The sequence below is a fragment of the Chryseobacterium sp. JV274 genome (genome assembly GCF_903969135.1).
Taxonomy (GTDB): Bacteria; Bacteroidota; Bacteroidia; order Flavobacteriales; family Weeksellaceae; genus Chryseobacterium.
On sequence record NZ_LR824569.1, the window covers coordinates 711528 to 728763 of the forward strand.

General features: G+C 36.0%; 16 protein-coding genes. All 16 read right to left on the reverse strand.

Annotated features, from left to right (window positions below; all coding sequences use genetic code 11):
- Positions 1–471: 471 nt before the first annotated feature.
- Positions 472–1638 carry a proline dehydrogenase family protein gene (locus CHRYMOREF3P_RS03310; RefSeq protein WP_077417002.1) on the reverse strand — a complete coding sequence of 389 codons (1167 nt, stop codon included), beginning with the start codon at positions 1636–1638 and terminating at the stop codon, positions 472–474.
- A 63-nt stretch (positions 1639–1701) separates the two neighbouring features.
- Positions 1702–2631 (reverse strand): UbiA family prenyltransferase, encoded by a 930-nt coding sequence (locus tag CHRYMOREF3P_RS03315; protein ID WP_180563855.1) that lies wholly within the window; start codon positions 2629–2631, stop codon positions 1702–1704.
- A gap of 10 nt (positions 2632–2641) precedes the next feature.
- On the reverse strand, positions 2642–3568 hold the full coding sequence (locus CHRYMOREF3P_RS03320; protein ID WP_047385257.1) for a mevalonate kinase: 927 nt from the start codon (positions 3566–3568) through the stop codon (positions 2642–2644).
- 135 nt (positions 3569–3703) lie between these two features.
- A complete protein-coding gene (locus CHRYMOREF3P_RS03325; protein ID WP_232538964.1) occupies positions 3704–5866 on the reverse strand; it encodes a M12 family metallo-peptidase in 2163 nt (720 codons plus the stop codon).
- A 175-nt stretch (positions 5867–6041) separates the two neighbouring features.
- Complete coding sequence (locus CHRYMOREF3P_RS03330) at positions 6042–7532, reverse strand: MFS transporter (protein ID WP_077416995.1); 1491 nt, start codon at positions 7530–7532, stop codon at positions 6042–6044.
- 106 nt (positions 7533–7638) lie between these two features.
- The gene (locus CHRYMOREF3P_RS03335) at positions 7639–8817 is read right to left on the reverse strand and encodes an acetyl-CoA C-acyltransferase (RefSeq protein ID WP_077416993.1); all 1179 of its coding nucleotides are present in this window, start codon (positions 8815–8817) and stop codon (positions 7639–7641) included.
- Positions 8818–8874: 57 nt separating this feature from the next.
- The gene (locus CHRYMOREF3P_RS03340) at positions 8875–9285 is read right to left on the reverse strand and encodes a hypothetical protein (RefSeq protein WP_077416991.1); all 411 of its coding nucleotides are present in this window, start codon (positions 9283–9285) and stop codon (positions 8875–8877) included.
- Positions 9286–9287: 2 nt separating this feature from the next.
- Positions 9288–9692, reverse strand: a complete 405-nt coding sequence (locus tag CHRYMOREF3P_RS03345) for a hypothetical protein (protein ID WP_180563856.1) — start codon at positions 9690–9692, stop codon at positions 9288–9290.
- Between the two features lie 149 nt (positions 9693–9841).
- Positions 9842–10936 (reverse strand): hypothetical protein, encoded by a 1095-nt coding sequence (locus CHRYMOREF3P_RS03350; protein WP_180563857.1) that lies wholly within the window; start codon positions 10934–10936, stop codon positions 9842–9844.
- Positions 10937–11012: 76 nt separating this feature from the next.
- On the reverse strand, positions 11013–11720 hold the full coding sequence (locus CHRYMOREF3P_RS03355) for a hypothetical protein (protein ID WP_077416986.1): 708 nt from the start codon (positions 11718–11720) through the stop codon (positions 11013–11015).
- Positions 11686–12240, reverse strand: coding sequence for an RNA polymerase sigma factor (locus CHRYMOREF3P_RS03360; RefSeq protein WP_077416985.1), 555 nt, complete (start codon positions 12238–12240; stop codon positions 11686–11688). The genes CHRYMOREF3P_RS03355 and CHRYMOREF3P_RS03360 overlap by 35 nt, the downstream gene beginning before the upstream one ends.
- Positions 12241–12353: 113 nt before the next feature.
- Positions 12354–13736, reverse strand: coding sequence for a nucleoside permease (locus CHRYMOREF3P_RS03365; protein WP_180563858.1), 1383 nt, complete (start codon positions 13734–13736; stop codon positions 12354–12356).
- Between the two features lie 22 nt (positions 13737–13758).
- Positions 13759–14358 carry a bifunctional nuclease family protein gene (locus CHRYMOREF3P_RS03370; protein WP_047385267.1) on the reverse strand — a complete coding sequence of 200 codons (600 nt, stop codon included), beginning with the start codon at positions 14356–14358 and terminating at the stop codon, positions 13759–13761.
- Between the two features lie 182 nt (positions 14359–14540).
- Positions 14541–15488, reverse strand: coding sequence for an electron transfer flavoprotein subunit alpha/FixB family protein (locus CHRYMOREF3P_RS03375; RefSeq protein ID WP_180563859.1), 948 nt, complete (start codon positions 15486–15488; stop codon positions 14541–14543).
- A 99-nt stretch (positions 15489–15587) separates the two neighbouring features.
- The gene (locus tag CHRYMOREF3P_RS03380) at positions 15588–16334 is read right to left on the reverse strand and encodes an electron transfer flavoprotein subunit beta/FixA family protein (protein ID WP_077416979.1); all 747 of its coding nucleotides are present in this window, start codon (positions 16332–16334) and stop codon (positions 15588–15590) included.
- A gap of 149 nt (positions 16335–16483) precedes the next feature.
- Entirely contained in the window at positions 16484–17191 is a 708-nt protein-coding gene (locus CHRYMOREF3P_RS03385; protein ID WP_077416977.1) for an SDR family oxidoreductase, read from the reverse strand.
- Positions 17192–17236 lie beyond the last annotated feature (45 nt).

Sequence of the window (17236 nt, forward strand, 5' to 3'; positions counted from 1 at the left end):
AGAAAATGATCAGGTTAAAAAATATTTGAAGAAGAAAACTAAAGCTATTGCTTTATTTTGTTTTTTAAAATTGAATAGGATATCCAGCTGATGAAATTTTTATCTCATGATGACCATCTATCCCATAATATGCTTTTTATAATTTCGGCTATTTATAAGAGTGTTAAGGTGTCTATGTATTTGGAAAAATTCTGTCACAGGCACTACCCTAAAGGGTAAATGAAAATATTTTCATACATTGGTTTTTTATGGCTCTATCAAATATAAATATTTAAAGTTAAATCAACAATAAAAATCGTATTATTTTAAAATATAATTAATGTAAATAATAATTGCGTTGATTATTGTTAATTTCATTTTACAATCTAAAGTCTGCTTCTTCAGAAATAATGGAGCTTCTGTATTGAAGTTGATTGCAATAAAAAGGCCCGCAAATCTGCAGGCCTGTTAGGTATAGTAAGAACAATATTGTTATTTTTTTCTTCTTTCCAGTTCTTTTTTGATAAGTCCCAGCTCTCTTCCGGTTTGTCCGGCTACAGAAGTGTTTTCTCTGGCTCTTCTTGTAAGATATGGCACAACATCCTTTACAGGTCCATATGGAAGATATTTAGCCACATTATAGCCTTTATCAGACAAATAGAACGTAATATTATCACTCATTCCGTAAAGCTGCCCAAAATAAACGTGTGGATTGTCAGTATCCAAAGATTTTGCTTTCATTTTATCCATAATCAGCTCTGAAGAGATTTCGTTATGGGTTCCAAAGAAGGCAGAAACTTTATCCAGATGATTCATCACAAAGTCGATTCCTGCATTGTAGTTTTTATCTGAAGCATCTTTACTTGGCTGGATAGGATCTGCATATCCTTTCTCTGCTGCTCTGGCTCTTTCTTTTTCCATATAAGCACCACGAACAATTTTGTAACCGATGAAGTAGTTTTTCTCTCTTGCTCTTTGAAGATTGGCTTCCATATATTCCAGTCTTCCTGTTCTGTACATCTGGATGGTATTCCAAACGATAGGTTTTTGCTGGTTATATTTCTCCATCATTTCTTCACAAAGATGGTCTGCCGCATCCTGCATCCAGGTTTCTTCAGCATCTACCATTACTTTTTTATCATTCTCGTGACAAAGACTGCATACTTCATCAAATCTTTTTACCACTCTTGCCCATTCTTCTTTCTGGCTGGTAGTAAGCTCCGCTCCTTTTCCAACGGCTTCATAAAGATCAATTCTTCCGAAAGCAGTAGGTTTGAATACAATAAAAGGAATGGCCGGATTTCCCACTGAGAATCTAACAATATCTTTAATTTCTTTGCAAACCGCATCAAAAGTTTCTTCATCTTCTTTACCTTCAATAGAATAATCGAAAATACTTCCAACTCCTCTTTTAAACAGCTGTTTCACAGCCTTCATACTTTCTTCACGGGTTTCACCGCCACAGAATTGCTCAAATAAGGTATTTTTTACAATTCCGTTAACGAAAGGAAAATTGTTGTGTACTGTAAAATTCAGAACAGAAGTTCCAAGGCTTGTAAGAGCGGGCTGTTCAATCATTTTAAACATCCAGTAAGCCTTTCTCAATTGTGCATCAGACTTGTCTGCAAATGCAACTTTAGTATCATTAAAAATGGGCATTCCTATTTATTAAATTTAGTTATGCAAAGGTAATAATAACCTCAGTTTATTTAAAGATTTTTTTTATAATTTATGCTCTATTCCGTTTAAAAGCATTGCAATAATTCCTACGAAAACCCAGAATCGTAATATATTCAATGTAAAGAAGTTACTTCTCCGGGAATCATTGATAAGAAGATAAATACATACTATCATGATAAAAAGTCCTCCGGCAAAATAATAGGCCATGAATCCTGTAACACCGGTTTTGGTAATGAGTTTCATAGAAACTACCATGGTAACCATGAGTAAAGAAGTCAGGATCAATTTTGTATTTCTGCTTTTAAAATAATTAGGAATTGTGGTATATCCGAACGTTTTGTCTACACTTCTGGTAAGGGTATCTTTCACTATATCAATGCACAGTAAAATAAGAAAAAGAAAAACAGCCATCAGAAATACCTTTTTTGAAAAGGTTTCATAGTACACCATCATTCCAAAGAACGGATACAAAGTAAGACTGACGAAAGTAAGGTTGTTTACAATGAGTATTCTGCTCAATTTGTGGCTGTAAAACCACATAAAGAACTGATAAATCACAAAAAAAACAAAGACATTATGGGAAATCATCCAGGCTACTCCCAAAGAGATAGCACTGAGTGCGAGATACGCGTATAGAAAATATTTCTGCTTGATAAAACTCTGAACTCTGGTTCTGAAAGGTTTTACGACGTGGTCTTTCTCCAGATCATAGAACTGATTGATGATGCCACCGGCGAGAATAGTAAGAACGGTACAGAAAATAATACCATGTACTTTGAAATCAAAGACGAATTTTCTGAAAGATTCATCCTGATTAAACAGGAAAAAAGTGGAAACATAGAGGGCAAATGTCAGCAGAGCTGCTACAAAAAACCGTGCTCCGAGCAGAAAGCCCACAAATTGTGAAAATCTGTACAGTAAAGATTTTGATATATAATTTTTAGATTGGAAAGTTTCTTTTTCAGAATTCATTCCAACCTGTTTAAAATCTGTAAATCACTTCTTTTTGGAAGCCTTCAAGCATTTTTTCTGCTTTTGCATAGTCTTTGGTAAATCCTAAGATGTAGCCGCCTCCACCGCTTCCGCAGAGTTTAAGATAATAAGCGTTAGAATCCAGACCTTTTTTCCAGATATTAAAAATACTTTCAGGAATCATAGGCCGGAAATGTTCATAGGCCCAGTGAGAAAGTTTTTTCAGGTTTCTAAAGAAAGGATTCATATCTTTTTTAAGGAAAGATTCAATACATGCGTTGTTATAACGGATAAATTCTTCTTTCAGGGTTTTACGGAAACCTTCTGTTTTCATTTTTTCAAAGAAAATCTGAATCATAGGACCTGTTTCCCCTGTTATCCCGGAATCGATCAGGAAAATAGCCCCTTTTCCTTCTTCTCCTTCGGGAATATTTACCCTGTCTAAATTTTCTTTATTTTCGATAAGGATTGGAAGATTCATGTAACAGATCAAAGGATCCATTCCCGAACTTTTCCCATGGAAATAACTTTCCATTTCACCGAAAACAGCTTTTAATTTTTTAAGATTATTTTTTGAAATGTTCTCTGGATTCAGCTTACTGATTGAATATTTTTCAAAAATAGCTGCTACCAAAGCTCCCGAACTTCCAACTCCGTATCCCTGAGGAATATTGGAATCAAAGAAAAGTCCGTTAGAAATATCATTTTTGAAACTCCCGATATCCAACTTAAAATCGTCAGAAAGATCAAGTGCTGTAAGATATTCAGAATATTTCTGCAGATGTCTGTTGGAATTAAGTTCAAATTCAGAACTCAGATCTGAAAATTTCAAAGTTCCTTTGTAGAAGCTGTAAGGTACTACAAGCCCCTGGGAATCTTCAATCATTCCATATTCTCCAAACAGGATTATTTTTGCATAAAATAGAGGGTTGGTCATATTGACAATAAATCTTTTTGCAAAGTTAAAAATTATTCCGCTGAATATAAGCAAAACTCAGGCCGAATTTTTTCTATATTAAAGATAATAAAAAAGCCTGATATTATCAGGCTTTTGCAAAGATATATTTAAAAATTACTGTTTGATGAGCTTCTTATTAACTGTCTGCTTCTCTGTTTCTACGGTAATTACATAGTTTCCTGTCTGAATTGAGGAAAGATTTATTTCCTGTTTATTACCTTTCAAGGAAGAATCAGAAGCGACCAATCTTCCTGCTTCATCATAAATTTTATACCCTTTTAATCTTTCTTTTGAAGAGAGGGTTATCATATTTTTGGCAGGATTCGGATAAATATCTATTGAATTATTTTTGGTGGTGATATCTTCTACTGCTAAGACACCGCAAGAGAAATTCACCTTCCAGCCATTTCCTGTAACTCCTCCATCTGAAACAAATCTTACGGTTATAGCACCTGAAGGATCTGTTGATGTAAAAGGACCGGGAACTGTGCTTCCACTCAGATTATTTCCATTGGCGAATAATGGTGAAGCTGTAGAAGAGCCATTATACACATACATAAAATCATAGCCCTGTTCAAGATCGAATGTTGTAAATGTCATTGTCATAGATGAGCCGGGAGTAGGATAAAATGTTTTTACAAGGTCTTCATTATCTCCATACTGACCTGTGGAACCGCCTGTATCTAAAAACTGAGTTCCATGACACCATGCTCCATCAGTCAGAAAAAGCTTTGATAGCTGGAAGGCATTAGGCCCGCTGCAATCTGTTCCTACACTTAGTCTATAATAAGATGCCGGTTGAAGGTTTGTAAAATTAAAAGATTGTGTACTGGCATTTCCGGAAGATACTGCCGTTCCGCTACCTGTCGCCAGTTTATATTTCCATGATGTTGAAGCAGCATCTGTAAAAGTGGCATTTGCAGAAGTCTGCGTGATATTGTTAATGTTAAAATTTGTGATGGATGTAGGACAAGACGCTGTGCAGTTCGTACCTAGACATCCTTTTGAATCTACCGTATTTTTGATCAGTGTTCCTGGCTGTATCCCAAAGCCATTTGCAAAATTAATTCCTACACTGCTTACCAAATGACAGTAACTCATAATAGTACCACCGCCTGCAGGAGGAAGAGCTGCAGTACATCCTTCGTTATTTCCTGAAGCAGGTCCGCACCCGTCAATAGCTGTATTATTACCGTTCCAGAAACAAGCGTGAGTATGTGGTGAACCTAAATTATGCCCAAGCTCATGCGTCATAGCTTCTATATTCCATGAATAAGTGGGTACATTTTGATAATTAAAATTCATACCACAATAAGAATATCTGTAATCGGTACACAATGAATTTACGTATGCGATACTTGTTGTAGCAGGATTTCTTAATAATTGTGCCAAATCGCCATTAAAAGTGGTTCTGGTGGTTCTAAACTGGTTCAGAATTGCACTTGGTGAGCCTGCATAAGGATCGGTGGTTGTCCAAACAAAAACTTCACTTAAAGCTACATTAACATTCTCATTGGCGTACAATGTTGTAACATTATTGTGCATAGCAGTCACCCAATTGGTGGTGGTAGTCGTATTGCTTCCATTTTGGGTATAAGGACCAAAGCCTGCTTCGTAGTAAATTCTTACGCAATTATCCGTTTTTTTATTATGGGTATTGTTAGGGTTAAAAGCAGGTCTTTGGGTCTGATTTTCTTTTAGTCCGTCTATCTCACAGGCAAATGGATTGGGGCCTGTTAACTTAGAATCTGAATAGTTTACAAAATCTTCAGAATTTTTAGCTTTTCCAAGTACTATATTTCCTAATTCGGGAGTAGAAGCAACTCCTACGATATCGTTATTAAAAAAGCTAAAAGCTACAATAGAGGCATTATCTCCTTTTACAATTCCCTGATAATAAACGCCTGGAGTATACTCTACTGCTTTTCCTTTTTCTGTTACAACTTTAAAATCGTTGGTTAAGATCTGATGTCTGTACATTTCAACAGTGATCTGCTTCCCACCGTCAAAAGGAAAAGATACTTCAAGAAAATCAGGTTTTTCTCTGATTAATCTTTTCAATTCTGCTGGCTTCAAAGACATAACAGTAATATCTGTTGCTGCCCTTTTGTATTCAGCCAGTTTATCAGGATTTTTATTGATCTCAAACAGATCATAACTTTTAAGGTCTATTTTTCCATTACGATATTCCGAGACTTTTTGAGAAATTGGTTTTAATTTCTGGGAAAAAACAAAAATAAAACATCCCAAAAAACAAATTAATAGAATTTTTTTCATGATTTAATAATTTATATTTTCACAAATAAACAAAAAAAATCAACATACAGTGAAAAATAGCTACTACATTCTAATATTTGTAGCAACCCTATAAATAAATTAAACCAAATAACTAAATGAATGTTTTTTATTCGTTAAAATAAAAAAAGACGTTAAAAATAACGTCTTTTAATTTTTATAAAGTTTCTCTGTCGGTTCTCATTTTGACCTTCAGGAATCTGATTAAAACTAATCCTGCCGCAAAGAATATGGTCATTGATAATGCTGCGATACGCATATTATTGAAATGCTCAATTAATGTTGCAAAGATGAATGTCCCGATGATAATCGCAATTTTCTCCAATACGTCATAGAAACTGAAGTAGGTTGTGTTTTCCATCGAGTTTTCAGGAAGCAGCTTTGAATAGGTAGATCTGGACATCGCCTGAAGGCCACCCATCACCAATCCTACCACTGCAGCTACCCCATAAAACTGGTATTCTACTGTTGGATTTTCTTTGTTCAGGAAATAAGCCCAAAGACAAGCAACGATCCATAGGATGATCGCAATTGAAATAACGTTTTTGTTCCCGATTTTCTTAGATAACCTTGAGAAAATAACAGCTCCAATGATCGCTTCAATCTGGATTACCAAAAGGGTTCCGATCAGTTTATCCTGAGCAAGGTTGATCTCACTTTTCCCAAACAGGGTTGCCATAAGGAAAATCGTCTGCATTCCTACACTGTAAAAGAAGAAACTCGACAGAAAGAATTTAAGATTTTTGTCTTTGAAAAGTTCCCCTCCTACTTTAAACAGTTCATGGAAACTTTCCTTTGCAATATCTTTATAGAAGCTAAGGTTATCTTTAAATACTTCAAAGAAACCTCCCTGTTCTTCATGTTTCTTGAAGATATTCTTATAATTCAGTAATACAAGATCTTTAGGAAGCTTATCTTTCACATCCCCAAACTGAGGAAGGTGTTTGAATGTATATTGAGAGAACCCAAACCACCATGCTCCCGTTAACAGGAAACTGATTCTTGTAAATAATAACTGCTGAGCCGCTCCTTTTGCAAAAACCTGAATAAGAATTAAGCATAGTACGACTAAAACTACAGAGCCAATATATCCGTAGACATATCCTCTTGCAGAAAGCGCATCCTGCCTGTCCGGTGTGGCAATATCCGGAAGAAAGGAGTTGTAAAACACCAAACTTCCCCAGAAGCCGACACTGGCCGTAATACTGAAGAGAAGTCCCAGAAATACGTTGTGCATCCCTGTAAACATGGCTAATCCCATACATGATGTTGCTCCCAGATAGCAGAAAAACTGCAGGAAAGACTTTTTGTTTCCGATAGTATCTGCTAATGAAGATAAAAATGGAGACAACAATACTACAATAAAGAATGATATGGTAAGTGAATATCCATACACAGCATCTGGCTGATATCCTTCTCCAAAAATTTTGATCGTATGCCTTACGGGAACATCAATCCATGTTTTGGTTTCTGCTATATATTCCTTTTTCTCGTACGCTGTGGTAAGGATAGAGTAATAAATAGGGAAAATAGTAGAGGTAATAACCAGGGAATACACGGAGTTTGCCCAGTCATATACAGCCCAGGCTTTCATAATCTTCGGATTATTCTTTATGTTTTTAGGCTGTCGATTCTCAGTTTCAGACATTTCAAATATATATTAGTAGCACAAAAATAGAAAAACCATTAAGAAATGGATAAGTTTTTAAAAAAATTATCAATTCCTTAATGGTAATGTATTCGTAAACAGAATATTAGATATTTTCAATCACGATAGCGGAAGCACCTCCACCACCGTTGCAGATTGCTGCGGCACCGTATTTTGCATTATTTTGCTTCAATACGTTAATCAAAGTAACGATGATTCTTGAACCAGAACTTCCCAGTGGATGTCCCAGTGCTACAGCACCACCGTTTACGTTTACTTTAGCAGCATCTAACCCTAAGATTTTGTTGTTGGCCAATCCCACTACTGAAAAAGCTTCATTGAATTCGAAGAAATCGATATCAGAAACTTCTAATCCTGCTTTTTTAAGAGCGATAGGTAACGCTTTTGCCGGAGCCGTTGTAAAGTTTTCAGGCTCATGCGCTGCATCAGCATAAGAAACGATTTTTGCAAGAGGCTTCAATCCCAGTTCTTCCATTTTTTCTTTTGAAACAAGGATCAATGCAGAAGCACCATCATTCAAAGTAGATGCATTAGCTGCAGTTACTGTACCTTCTTCTTTTTTGAATACGGTAGGAAGGGTTGAAATTCTGTCGAAGTTTACTGCTTTGTATTCTTCATCTTCAGCAAAGATTACAGGCTCTCCTTTTCTCTGAGGAATAGAAACCGGTACAATTTCTTCACTGAACTTCCCTTCGCTCCAAGCTTTAGCAGATCTTTTATAAGATTCTACAGCGAAGTTATCCTGATCTTCTCTTGTGATATTATAATCTACTGCACATTTTTCTGCACATACTCCCATATGTACTTTGTTGTATACGTCTGTAAGACCGTCAAGCACCATTCCATCAAGCATTTTGATATCGCCTAATTTTGTAGCCACTCTTGCATTGTAATAATGAGGAACTAAAGACATATTCTCCATACCTCCTGCAACAATTACTTCTGCATCACCAGCTTTGATCGCCTGAGCAGCCATTGTCACAGCCTTCATTCCTGAAGCACATACTTTATTAACTGTAGTAGAAGGTGTATTGATTGAAAGACCTGCTCCTAAAGCTACCTGACGAGCCGGCGCCTGGCCTTCTCCTGCCTGAAGAACATTCCCCATATAAATTTCCTGAACAGCATTAGGATCTAAACCGATTTTATCTAATGCTCCTTTTACAGCAGCTGCTCCCAGTTTTGTAGCCGGAACTGTTGACAAGCTTCCCATAAAACTCCCCATAGGTGTTCTTACTGCGGAAACGATGAATACTTCTTTCATGTATATAATTTTTATTTTTAACGAAACGGAACAAAAGTTCCGTTGTATAGGTTGAATTTATTTTACTTTTACATAGACCACATCAAACTGAGATCCTTCAATTTTAGTATTAACTTTCAGAAGGTTATCCTGAGTTGCTAAAATTTTATTATTGAAGACATCTCCTATCTGTATGGGATTGTTTTTATCGGATTTCTCCATAATGATTGCTTTGTAATTGCAGTCATCCACAAAAACCAATGTTGATTTGATATAGTCTTTTCCATTATTGAAATATTCAGTCTGAACATTATCTTTAATGGTCATATGCCATATTCCTTCCGGGTAATTGGGTCTTACAAATTTACCTTCTTTTATATTGGCACATTTAGCCGGATTATCCGGTTTTTTCTGATTTGCTGTCTGCGCGTTAGCCTGTGCGGCTGCCACCAACAAAATTCCAGCGGAAAATATTTTTAAGAAGTTCATTTTTATAGTTGTGTGCGATTATTTATTTTTTTGTTTCCTCCTGCAAAAACCAAAAGGAAAGCTCCTAAAAATTCTACAGCCCAGCCCCATTTCAGTTTAACAATTCCGGCAAAAGTTTCCTGCCAGGATTTGAATGGTAAAAAACTAAAGTATTGCAAAGACTGCATCTTCACAGCGAATAAGGTAAATGCAAATAAAAGGATAAGCAGAATACCAAAAAACCTTACGATTTTCACGCTGTTATTGACAATTCCAAAAACGGCACATGCAGCCAATATCCAGCATGCGATCGCCAGATAATGATCAAGCTTCCAATAGTTCCAGTTCCCAATGACAGGCACATGTACCAAGGGTAAAAAACTGCCTATTACGACTAACAGTAACCCTAATAACTGAATATTTTTCATATTTACTAAAGTGCCAAAATACAAAAAAAAACACACTTTTAAATAGTGTGTTTTAAAAATAGGATTTCATGACCCGAACGCTTGTTAGTTACAAAAAAGCTTTAATATTTTTGTTTATTACACAAAGAAGGAAGCTATTTGTTATCAAATTAAAAATTAACATTTGCGATCTCTATCCCGATCTGAAGTCCATATTTTTTCTTCAACAAAGCATTGTCATTAAAAGCGGGTGTAAAGTCTTTCTGCACAAACAGATTGAATCCGGCATAACTGATTCCCAATTTTCCTCCGAAAACAATATCGTTGACTCCATGCATTACTTTTTCTCTTTCAACAATTCTATCGGAAAATTCATTGGAATACTTGGAATAATTCACACTCCCTATTTTAATGCCCCCATAAACACCCAGAATAATGCACAGCTGATTCTTATTATTATCCAGGTATTTAACACCTTCATAGTCTTTATATTTTGGATTTAAAACAAATTTCAGATCTGCAGGAACAGTTATATATGTATTATAAAGCATACTTTTTTTAAGGGTTCCACGGTCAAAATCACCAACGAATAAGTTATATTTATCCTGTTTGAATGCCTGCCCATATTTGGGTGTAAGCTGGTCTGATCGTACTCCCAATCCGAAACGATAGAAAAAAGGGCTGGTGTAACTTCCGATCTGATTACCGTACCATAATGTCAGCTGCCAGGAGTTGATAACACTGTTTTTAATATCAGAATTCTTACTGTAAAAATCAAAAGGCTTGTTCTTTGAAGTTAATCCTGCTCCGCCCATACTCACGGAAAGTTCTAAGGTTTCGAGATAATTTTTCGGGTTGTTACTTTTTTTCCTCTCATTGAGTTTCATATTAAATCCATTGAGTCCCAGCCAAAGTTGATTTTTTCCATTTTTTACAGAATCTTCAGATTTAAAAACAGCGTCTTTAACGAGTTCTTTGGTTGCCATTTCAAGATCCTGCTTTTGGGAATCTATTTTTTCATTAATAATCTGCTCGTATTTTGAAGCAATTACTGTACGTTGTTTTTGCTTTTCATCGGTGGTAATTTTCTTTTCTTTAAAGCTCTTATCAATCTGATCCAGTTCTACATTCATTTTGCCTTTTTCAGACATCACTATGCTGTCAATCTTTTTTGAATAGACAGTCAGGTTATTCTCCGGAGTTTCCTGGCCAAATCCATAGCTAAAAGCTATTACAGCAGCCATCAATAGTAACTTTGGTTTCATATTTTATTAATTTTTAGACAATATTTGATTGCTGTCCCTGTTCCGGGGCAGTTTCTGTAATACAAAAGATGATTGTTTATTTGCTTTCCAGTGAGTCTGTGTAGACAGTTACTCCAAATATCTTAAGAGAATTGGGACTTTTCACCTTAATTTTGGTCATATCAAGCGCTCCGAATTTTCTGATATCCGTTCTGTTCTCTTCCCGTTTTTTCTGGAACTCTCTTCCCTGCAGGAGCTCATCAGCATTGATATATTCAGTTTTTTTATTCTCTACAAGAGCAGGTTTATCTGCTATAGGAATTATATTTTTATCCAATACCGGGGCTTTGATCTCATAATCAGCAACTATAATCTGCTCTTCTTTACCCATACTTAATCCTTCTTTCTGCAGAGTTTCTTTCTGTTGATACACTCTAGGAATATCTGGAATTACTTTTAATTTCTCTTGGCTGGTATTGTTTTCTGTTATGATGTTCTGAGCAGCATCTATTTTCTGACCCGTTAAAGGCGTCTTTATATCCTTTTTTGGCAGTTCTGTATGAACGATTGGATTGTCTGTATTAGCAGGATGATTTCTATTAAAATAAAGCAATACTCCTACAGAAACCAACAGAACTAATACAGCAGCGTATTTCCACCTCTGAAAAGCCTTTTTAAAGCTTATATCAGCACTTTTCTCTTCTCTCTGGTCTATTTGCTCTATCCTGCCCCAAAGATCTGCAGAAGGCTTTATTTCAAGCTTTTCGTAATCAGATTTTAACTGTTTCAGTATTTCTTTTTTCATTTTCTTTTGCTTTTAAAAATTCAGCAAGCCATTTTTTTGCTTTGCTCAACTGGCTTTTGCTTGTTCCTTCAGAGATATTAAGAATTTCAGCAATTTCACTGTGTTTTTTGTCCTCAAAGACGTAGAGATTAAAAATCAATCTATATCCTATTGGCATCTGGGAAAATATTTCTTCAATATTTATTTCTTCCGGATATTCTTCATCAAAGCTTTCACTATAATCATCGGCAATTTCCACATCTGCGTAGAGAATATTTTTATTCTTCCGGATGAAGGTAATAGAATCATTAACAATAATTTTTCTAAGCCAGAACGGGAAACTTTTCCAGTCTCTGCATTCATCTATTCTGGTAAAGCATTTCATCAAAGCATTCAGGAGGATGTCTTCCGCATCATGAAGGTTATTGACATAAGAATTTGCAATGGCCAGCATTTTGGGAGCAAACATCTCGTAAAGAGCTTTCTGCCCTCTCCGGTCTTGTTTTTTAGCCAATAAAAAATTCTCTTCGAGATTCTTCATGTTTCAGTTTCTATCTATAAGACGGTTTATTGTACAAAAGGTTGCCTGAAAATAAAAAAAATTGCATTTTTTTTCAAAAATGCAATTTAATATCTAAAGAATGTTAGTTTTAATTAATGTTTTACTGACGAAACATCTTCCGGATTGTGCTTGTGTTTAAACAATACAGCAAAGAATATAGCCAGTACCAGCGAATAAATAGCAAATGAAAGCCATATCTGCTGCCAGTCTTTTACCATCACTACAGACGAAAGGGTTCCGTCTGAATTAACCGCTGCATTGAAACTATTTTTCAGAATTTCAAGGAAAGTAGGATTATCCGGTGTAGTTTCCAGATAAGTAGATAATTCTGAAACGGTTGCGAATTTATGGGTAAAGAATTTATCAATAGCCCAACCTGCAATATAACTTCCAAAAACAGCTCCGAAACCGTTGGTCATCATCATAAATAACCCCTGAGCTGAAGAACGTATTTTTTTATCTGTAGTTGTTTCTACGAAAAGTGACCCTGAAATATTAAAGAAATCAAATGCCATTCCATATACAATACATGAAAGGATGATCAGAGAAAGTCCAAATCCGTCCGGAACGCCATATGCAAAGAATCCGAATCTTAATACCCAAGCCAGCATAGACATCAGCATTACTTTTTTAATTCCGAATTTCTTCAGGAAGAAAGGAATCGCCAAAATAAACAAGGTTTCAGATACCTGAGAAATTGACATGATAATGGTAGATCTCTGTACTACAAATGAGTCAGCATATTTAGGAAAATGGGCAAATTCACTTAAGAAAACATCTCCATATGCATTGGTAAGCTGAAGTGCAGCTCCCAAAAGCATTGAAAATAAAAAGAACAAGGCCATTTTATAGTTTCCAAAAAGTTTGAATGCATTCAATCCTAATTGTTCAGATAGCGGCGAATTTTTATCAATCAGCTTTTGTGGCGGACATTTTGGTAAGGTAAGTGCATAAATTCCTAAAAATATTGCGATAGCTCCTCCAATATAAAACTGTCCTTCTGTAGCTTTGTTTCCGCTAAGATTTGTAATCCACATGGCAACAATAAAACCAATAGTTCCCCATACACGAATCGGCGGGAAGTCTTTTACAACATCCAGATTGTTATTTTTCAGGATCGTATAAGAAATTGAGTTGGCAAGTGCTATCGTAGGCATGTAAAAACACATCGCAAGAAGCATTACTGAAAAGAAAGAATTTGGATCTGTGGAATGAGGTAATATGAAAAGAGTAACCCCATAAAGAATGTGTAGTACTGAAAATATGCGTTCCGCATTGATCCAGCGGTCAGCGATAATTCCAGTAATGGTTGGCATAAAGATGGAAGCTATTCCCATGGTTCCGAACACAGCTCCAAACTGAGTTCCTTCCCAATGTTTTGTGCCAAACCAGAAGTTTGCCATCGTAATCAGCCATGCTCCCCAAACAAAAAATTGAAGAAAACTGAGGATGGTCAGTCGTAATTTTAAATTCATAGTTTATATAAAAAGTATCTCTTTAGTCAATTGTCTTTTTCCTTCTCTTGATCTCTTCCTGAATTTCAAGAGCAGTATCATAATCTTCCTCTTTAACGGCATCTTCCAGTAATTTCTGAAGTTCTTCCATAGAAAGAGATTTTAAATTATCTTCCGTCTGTACAGTTTCTGAGAAAGATTGGTCTTCTTTGGCAACATCTTCCAGTTCTAATAAAATCCCTGCTTCATTCAAAACCTGCTGTGTTGTAAATATAGGTGCATCAAATCTTACCGCCATTGCAACCGCATCAGAGGTTCTGGCATCAAGAATCAATTCTTCGTCGTTCGCTTTATTTTTAAAGTTGATATTTGAAAAGAATACTCCGTCTACAATCTGATAAATAATAACAGAGATCAGCTCATAGTTGGCAGAGACTATAAATTTTGTGAATAAATCATGAGTAAGAGGACGCGGTGGATGGATATCTTTTTCCAATCCGAGAGAGATAGACTGGGCTTCGAAATTTCCTATAACAACAGGTAATTTTATGTGTGTTTCTTCATGCTCCAGTAACAATGCGTAAGCCCCCGACTGGGTCTGGCTGTACGATATTCCGCGAATAATTAGCTGTTTATAATCCATAGCTACAAATATAGATTAATTTTTTATTGTGATTTTACTTTTTTACGCAAAAATAAAAGCCCGGAAAGCCGAGCTTTTATCTGTATTGTTGATGATTGTCAAACGTCAATAGTGAATTTTGCTTTGCAAGTGAATTATTTAATTAAAAATTGACGAGCAAAGCGAATTGACTATTCACTTTCTTATCCTTTTATTGCTTTAATTTTCTCTGTTAATGCAGGAATAATCTGGAAAGCATCTCCTACTACTCCATAATCAGCAGACTTGAAGAATGGTGCTTCAGGATCGCTGTTGATTACTACGATAGTTTTTGAAGAGTTTACTCCGGCAAGGTGCTGAATAGCTCCTGAAATCCCTACAGCAATGTAAAGATTTGGAGAAATTGCCTTACCTGTTTGTCCTACGTGCTCTGTGTGAGGTCTCCATCCGATGTCAGAAACCGGTTTAGAACATGCTGTAGCTGCTCCTAACACGTTTGCTAAATCTTCAATCATTCCCCAGTTTTCAGGACCTTTCATCCCTCTACCAGCAGAAACAACAACTTCAGCTTCTTTAAGGTCTAGTTTACCTGAACTCTGCTCGTGAGAAATCACTTTAGTATCTTCATTAGCTACTGATAAGTTTTTCACTTCTTCTGAACCTGATACTGCATTTTCTTTAACACCGAAAGCGTTTTGAGAAACCGTAACGATTACTCCGTTTCCTTCAGCTTTTGCATGCATAAAACCTTTTCCGGAGAATGCTCTTCTCTTTACCTGGAAAGGAGAAAGGCTTTCAGGAGCTTCTAAAGCGTTAGTAATTAAAGAATAGTTCTTCATTACAGAAAGCATAGGAGCAATTGAAGAAGCATCAGTTGTATGAGGGAAAACGATGATGTTTCCGTCTGCTACTTCACTTACAGCCTGTGCGAATGCTTTTGCTGAGAAGTTTTTAAGACCTTCGTCTTTGATATTGATTACATTTGATGCTCCATATTTGTATAATAAATCTGAAGAATCTGTTGGGTTTACAGAGATTGCCGTAACGGTCTCTCCAGCCTTATCAGCAACAGCTTTAGCATAAGAAACTGCTTCAAAAGCCGCCTTTTTGTAAACTCCGTTTATATTTTCTGCGTATACGAATACTGCCATTGTTTATATTTTTTAGGTTGTAGGGTTTAGGTTATAGGGATTAGGTCTGAGAAGTATGTGTAAAAACTGCTACCTATCACCTCTTACCTGTTATCTTTATTAGATTACTTTAGCTTCTTCGTGAAGCAATCTTACCAATTCATCCAGGTTATCAGGAGAAACCATTTTCACAGCTGCTCTTGGCGGAACACTGTCATAAGATACACCCTGAACTTTTACTTCTGAAGAAGAAGGCTCTACTACCTGCAGAGGTTTTGTTCTTGCAGACATAATTCCTCTCATATTCGGGATGATAAGGTCTTTTTCATCTACCAATCCTTTCTGACCTGCAATAATTGCCGGTAATTTTACAGAAATAGTTTCTTTTCCTCCTTCAATTTCTCTTACTGCAGTAGCTTCGTTTCCGTTTACGTCTAATCCTACTGAAGCGTTTACGAAAGGCTGGTTCAATAGCTGAGCCACCATTCCTGGCACGGAACCTCCGTTATAGTCGATAGATTCTTTTCCGCAAAGGATAAGATCATATCCTCCGTTTTGAGCTACAGCTGCAATTTCTTTTGCTGTAGAATAGCTGTCTTTAGGATCAAGATTTACTCTTACAGCATCATTAGCACCAATTGCCAAAGCCTTTCTGATCACAGGTTCTGTACCAGCATCTCCTACGTTGATTACTGTTACTGTTGCTCCCTGAGATTCCTGAAGTTTAACCGCTTTTGTCAACGCAAATTCGTCTAGCGGATTGATTACCCACTGAATTCCGTTCTTGTCGAAAGCAGATTTATCTGCTGTAAAGTTAATTTTGGAAGTAGTATCCGGAACACTACTAATACAAACTAATATTTTCATGTGTACTATTTTATTTTTTCCCTTTGACGCATAAAATCATGACAGTTTATGCAGAGATTTTGTTTGAATTAATTTTTGCTAATATAAATAAAAAATATATTATGCATGCATAATACTTATTAAATTATTATTCAATACATTAGATGTAGTTACTTCGCTGGTTTTGTTGCCCTAAACTCTATTTTACTTGGCAAAACTCTTGGATTCATCTTTAAAATATCCAATATGAGATTCCCCATATCTTCGGGCTGAATCTTCCAACTGTCTTTTTCTGATGGAATATTTCCGTTAAAATGAGTGGCCACCGAACCCGGCATAATAACCGTAGACTTAATATTATATTTCCTTAAATCAATCATCGCTGCCTGGGTAAAACCTACCACTCCGAATTTTGAAGCATTGTATCCTGTTCCGTTTTCAAAGAAGTTGGCCCCTGCAAGACTTGAGATGGTAATATAGTAACCTTCTGTCTTCTTCAGTTCTTCTACAGAAGCTTTTAAGGTATAGAAAACACCTGTGAGATTGGTTTCTATCATATCATTCCATTCTTCTGCTGTGAGTTCGTCTACGGGTTTAAATATCCCCAATCCTGCATTAGCAATGATATAATCCAGTCTTCCGAACTTTTCAACGGTATATTTTACTGCTTCCTGCTCGCTTTCCAGGCTTCTTACATCAGAAACAATTCCCAAAACATTTTCTGAGTATTGTTTAAGTTCCTCTTCCGCCTTCATGACATCTTCTTTTTTTCTTCCTGAAAACGCTACTGAGATTCCATTTTCAAGTAAAATTTTAGCAATTCCGAAACCAATACCTTTGGTTCCTCCTGTTATATAAGCTGTTTTATTCTCTGCCATTGATTCCCTAATTTTAATTCTCTAAAATAACAAAAACGCTCCAAT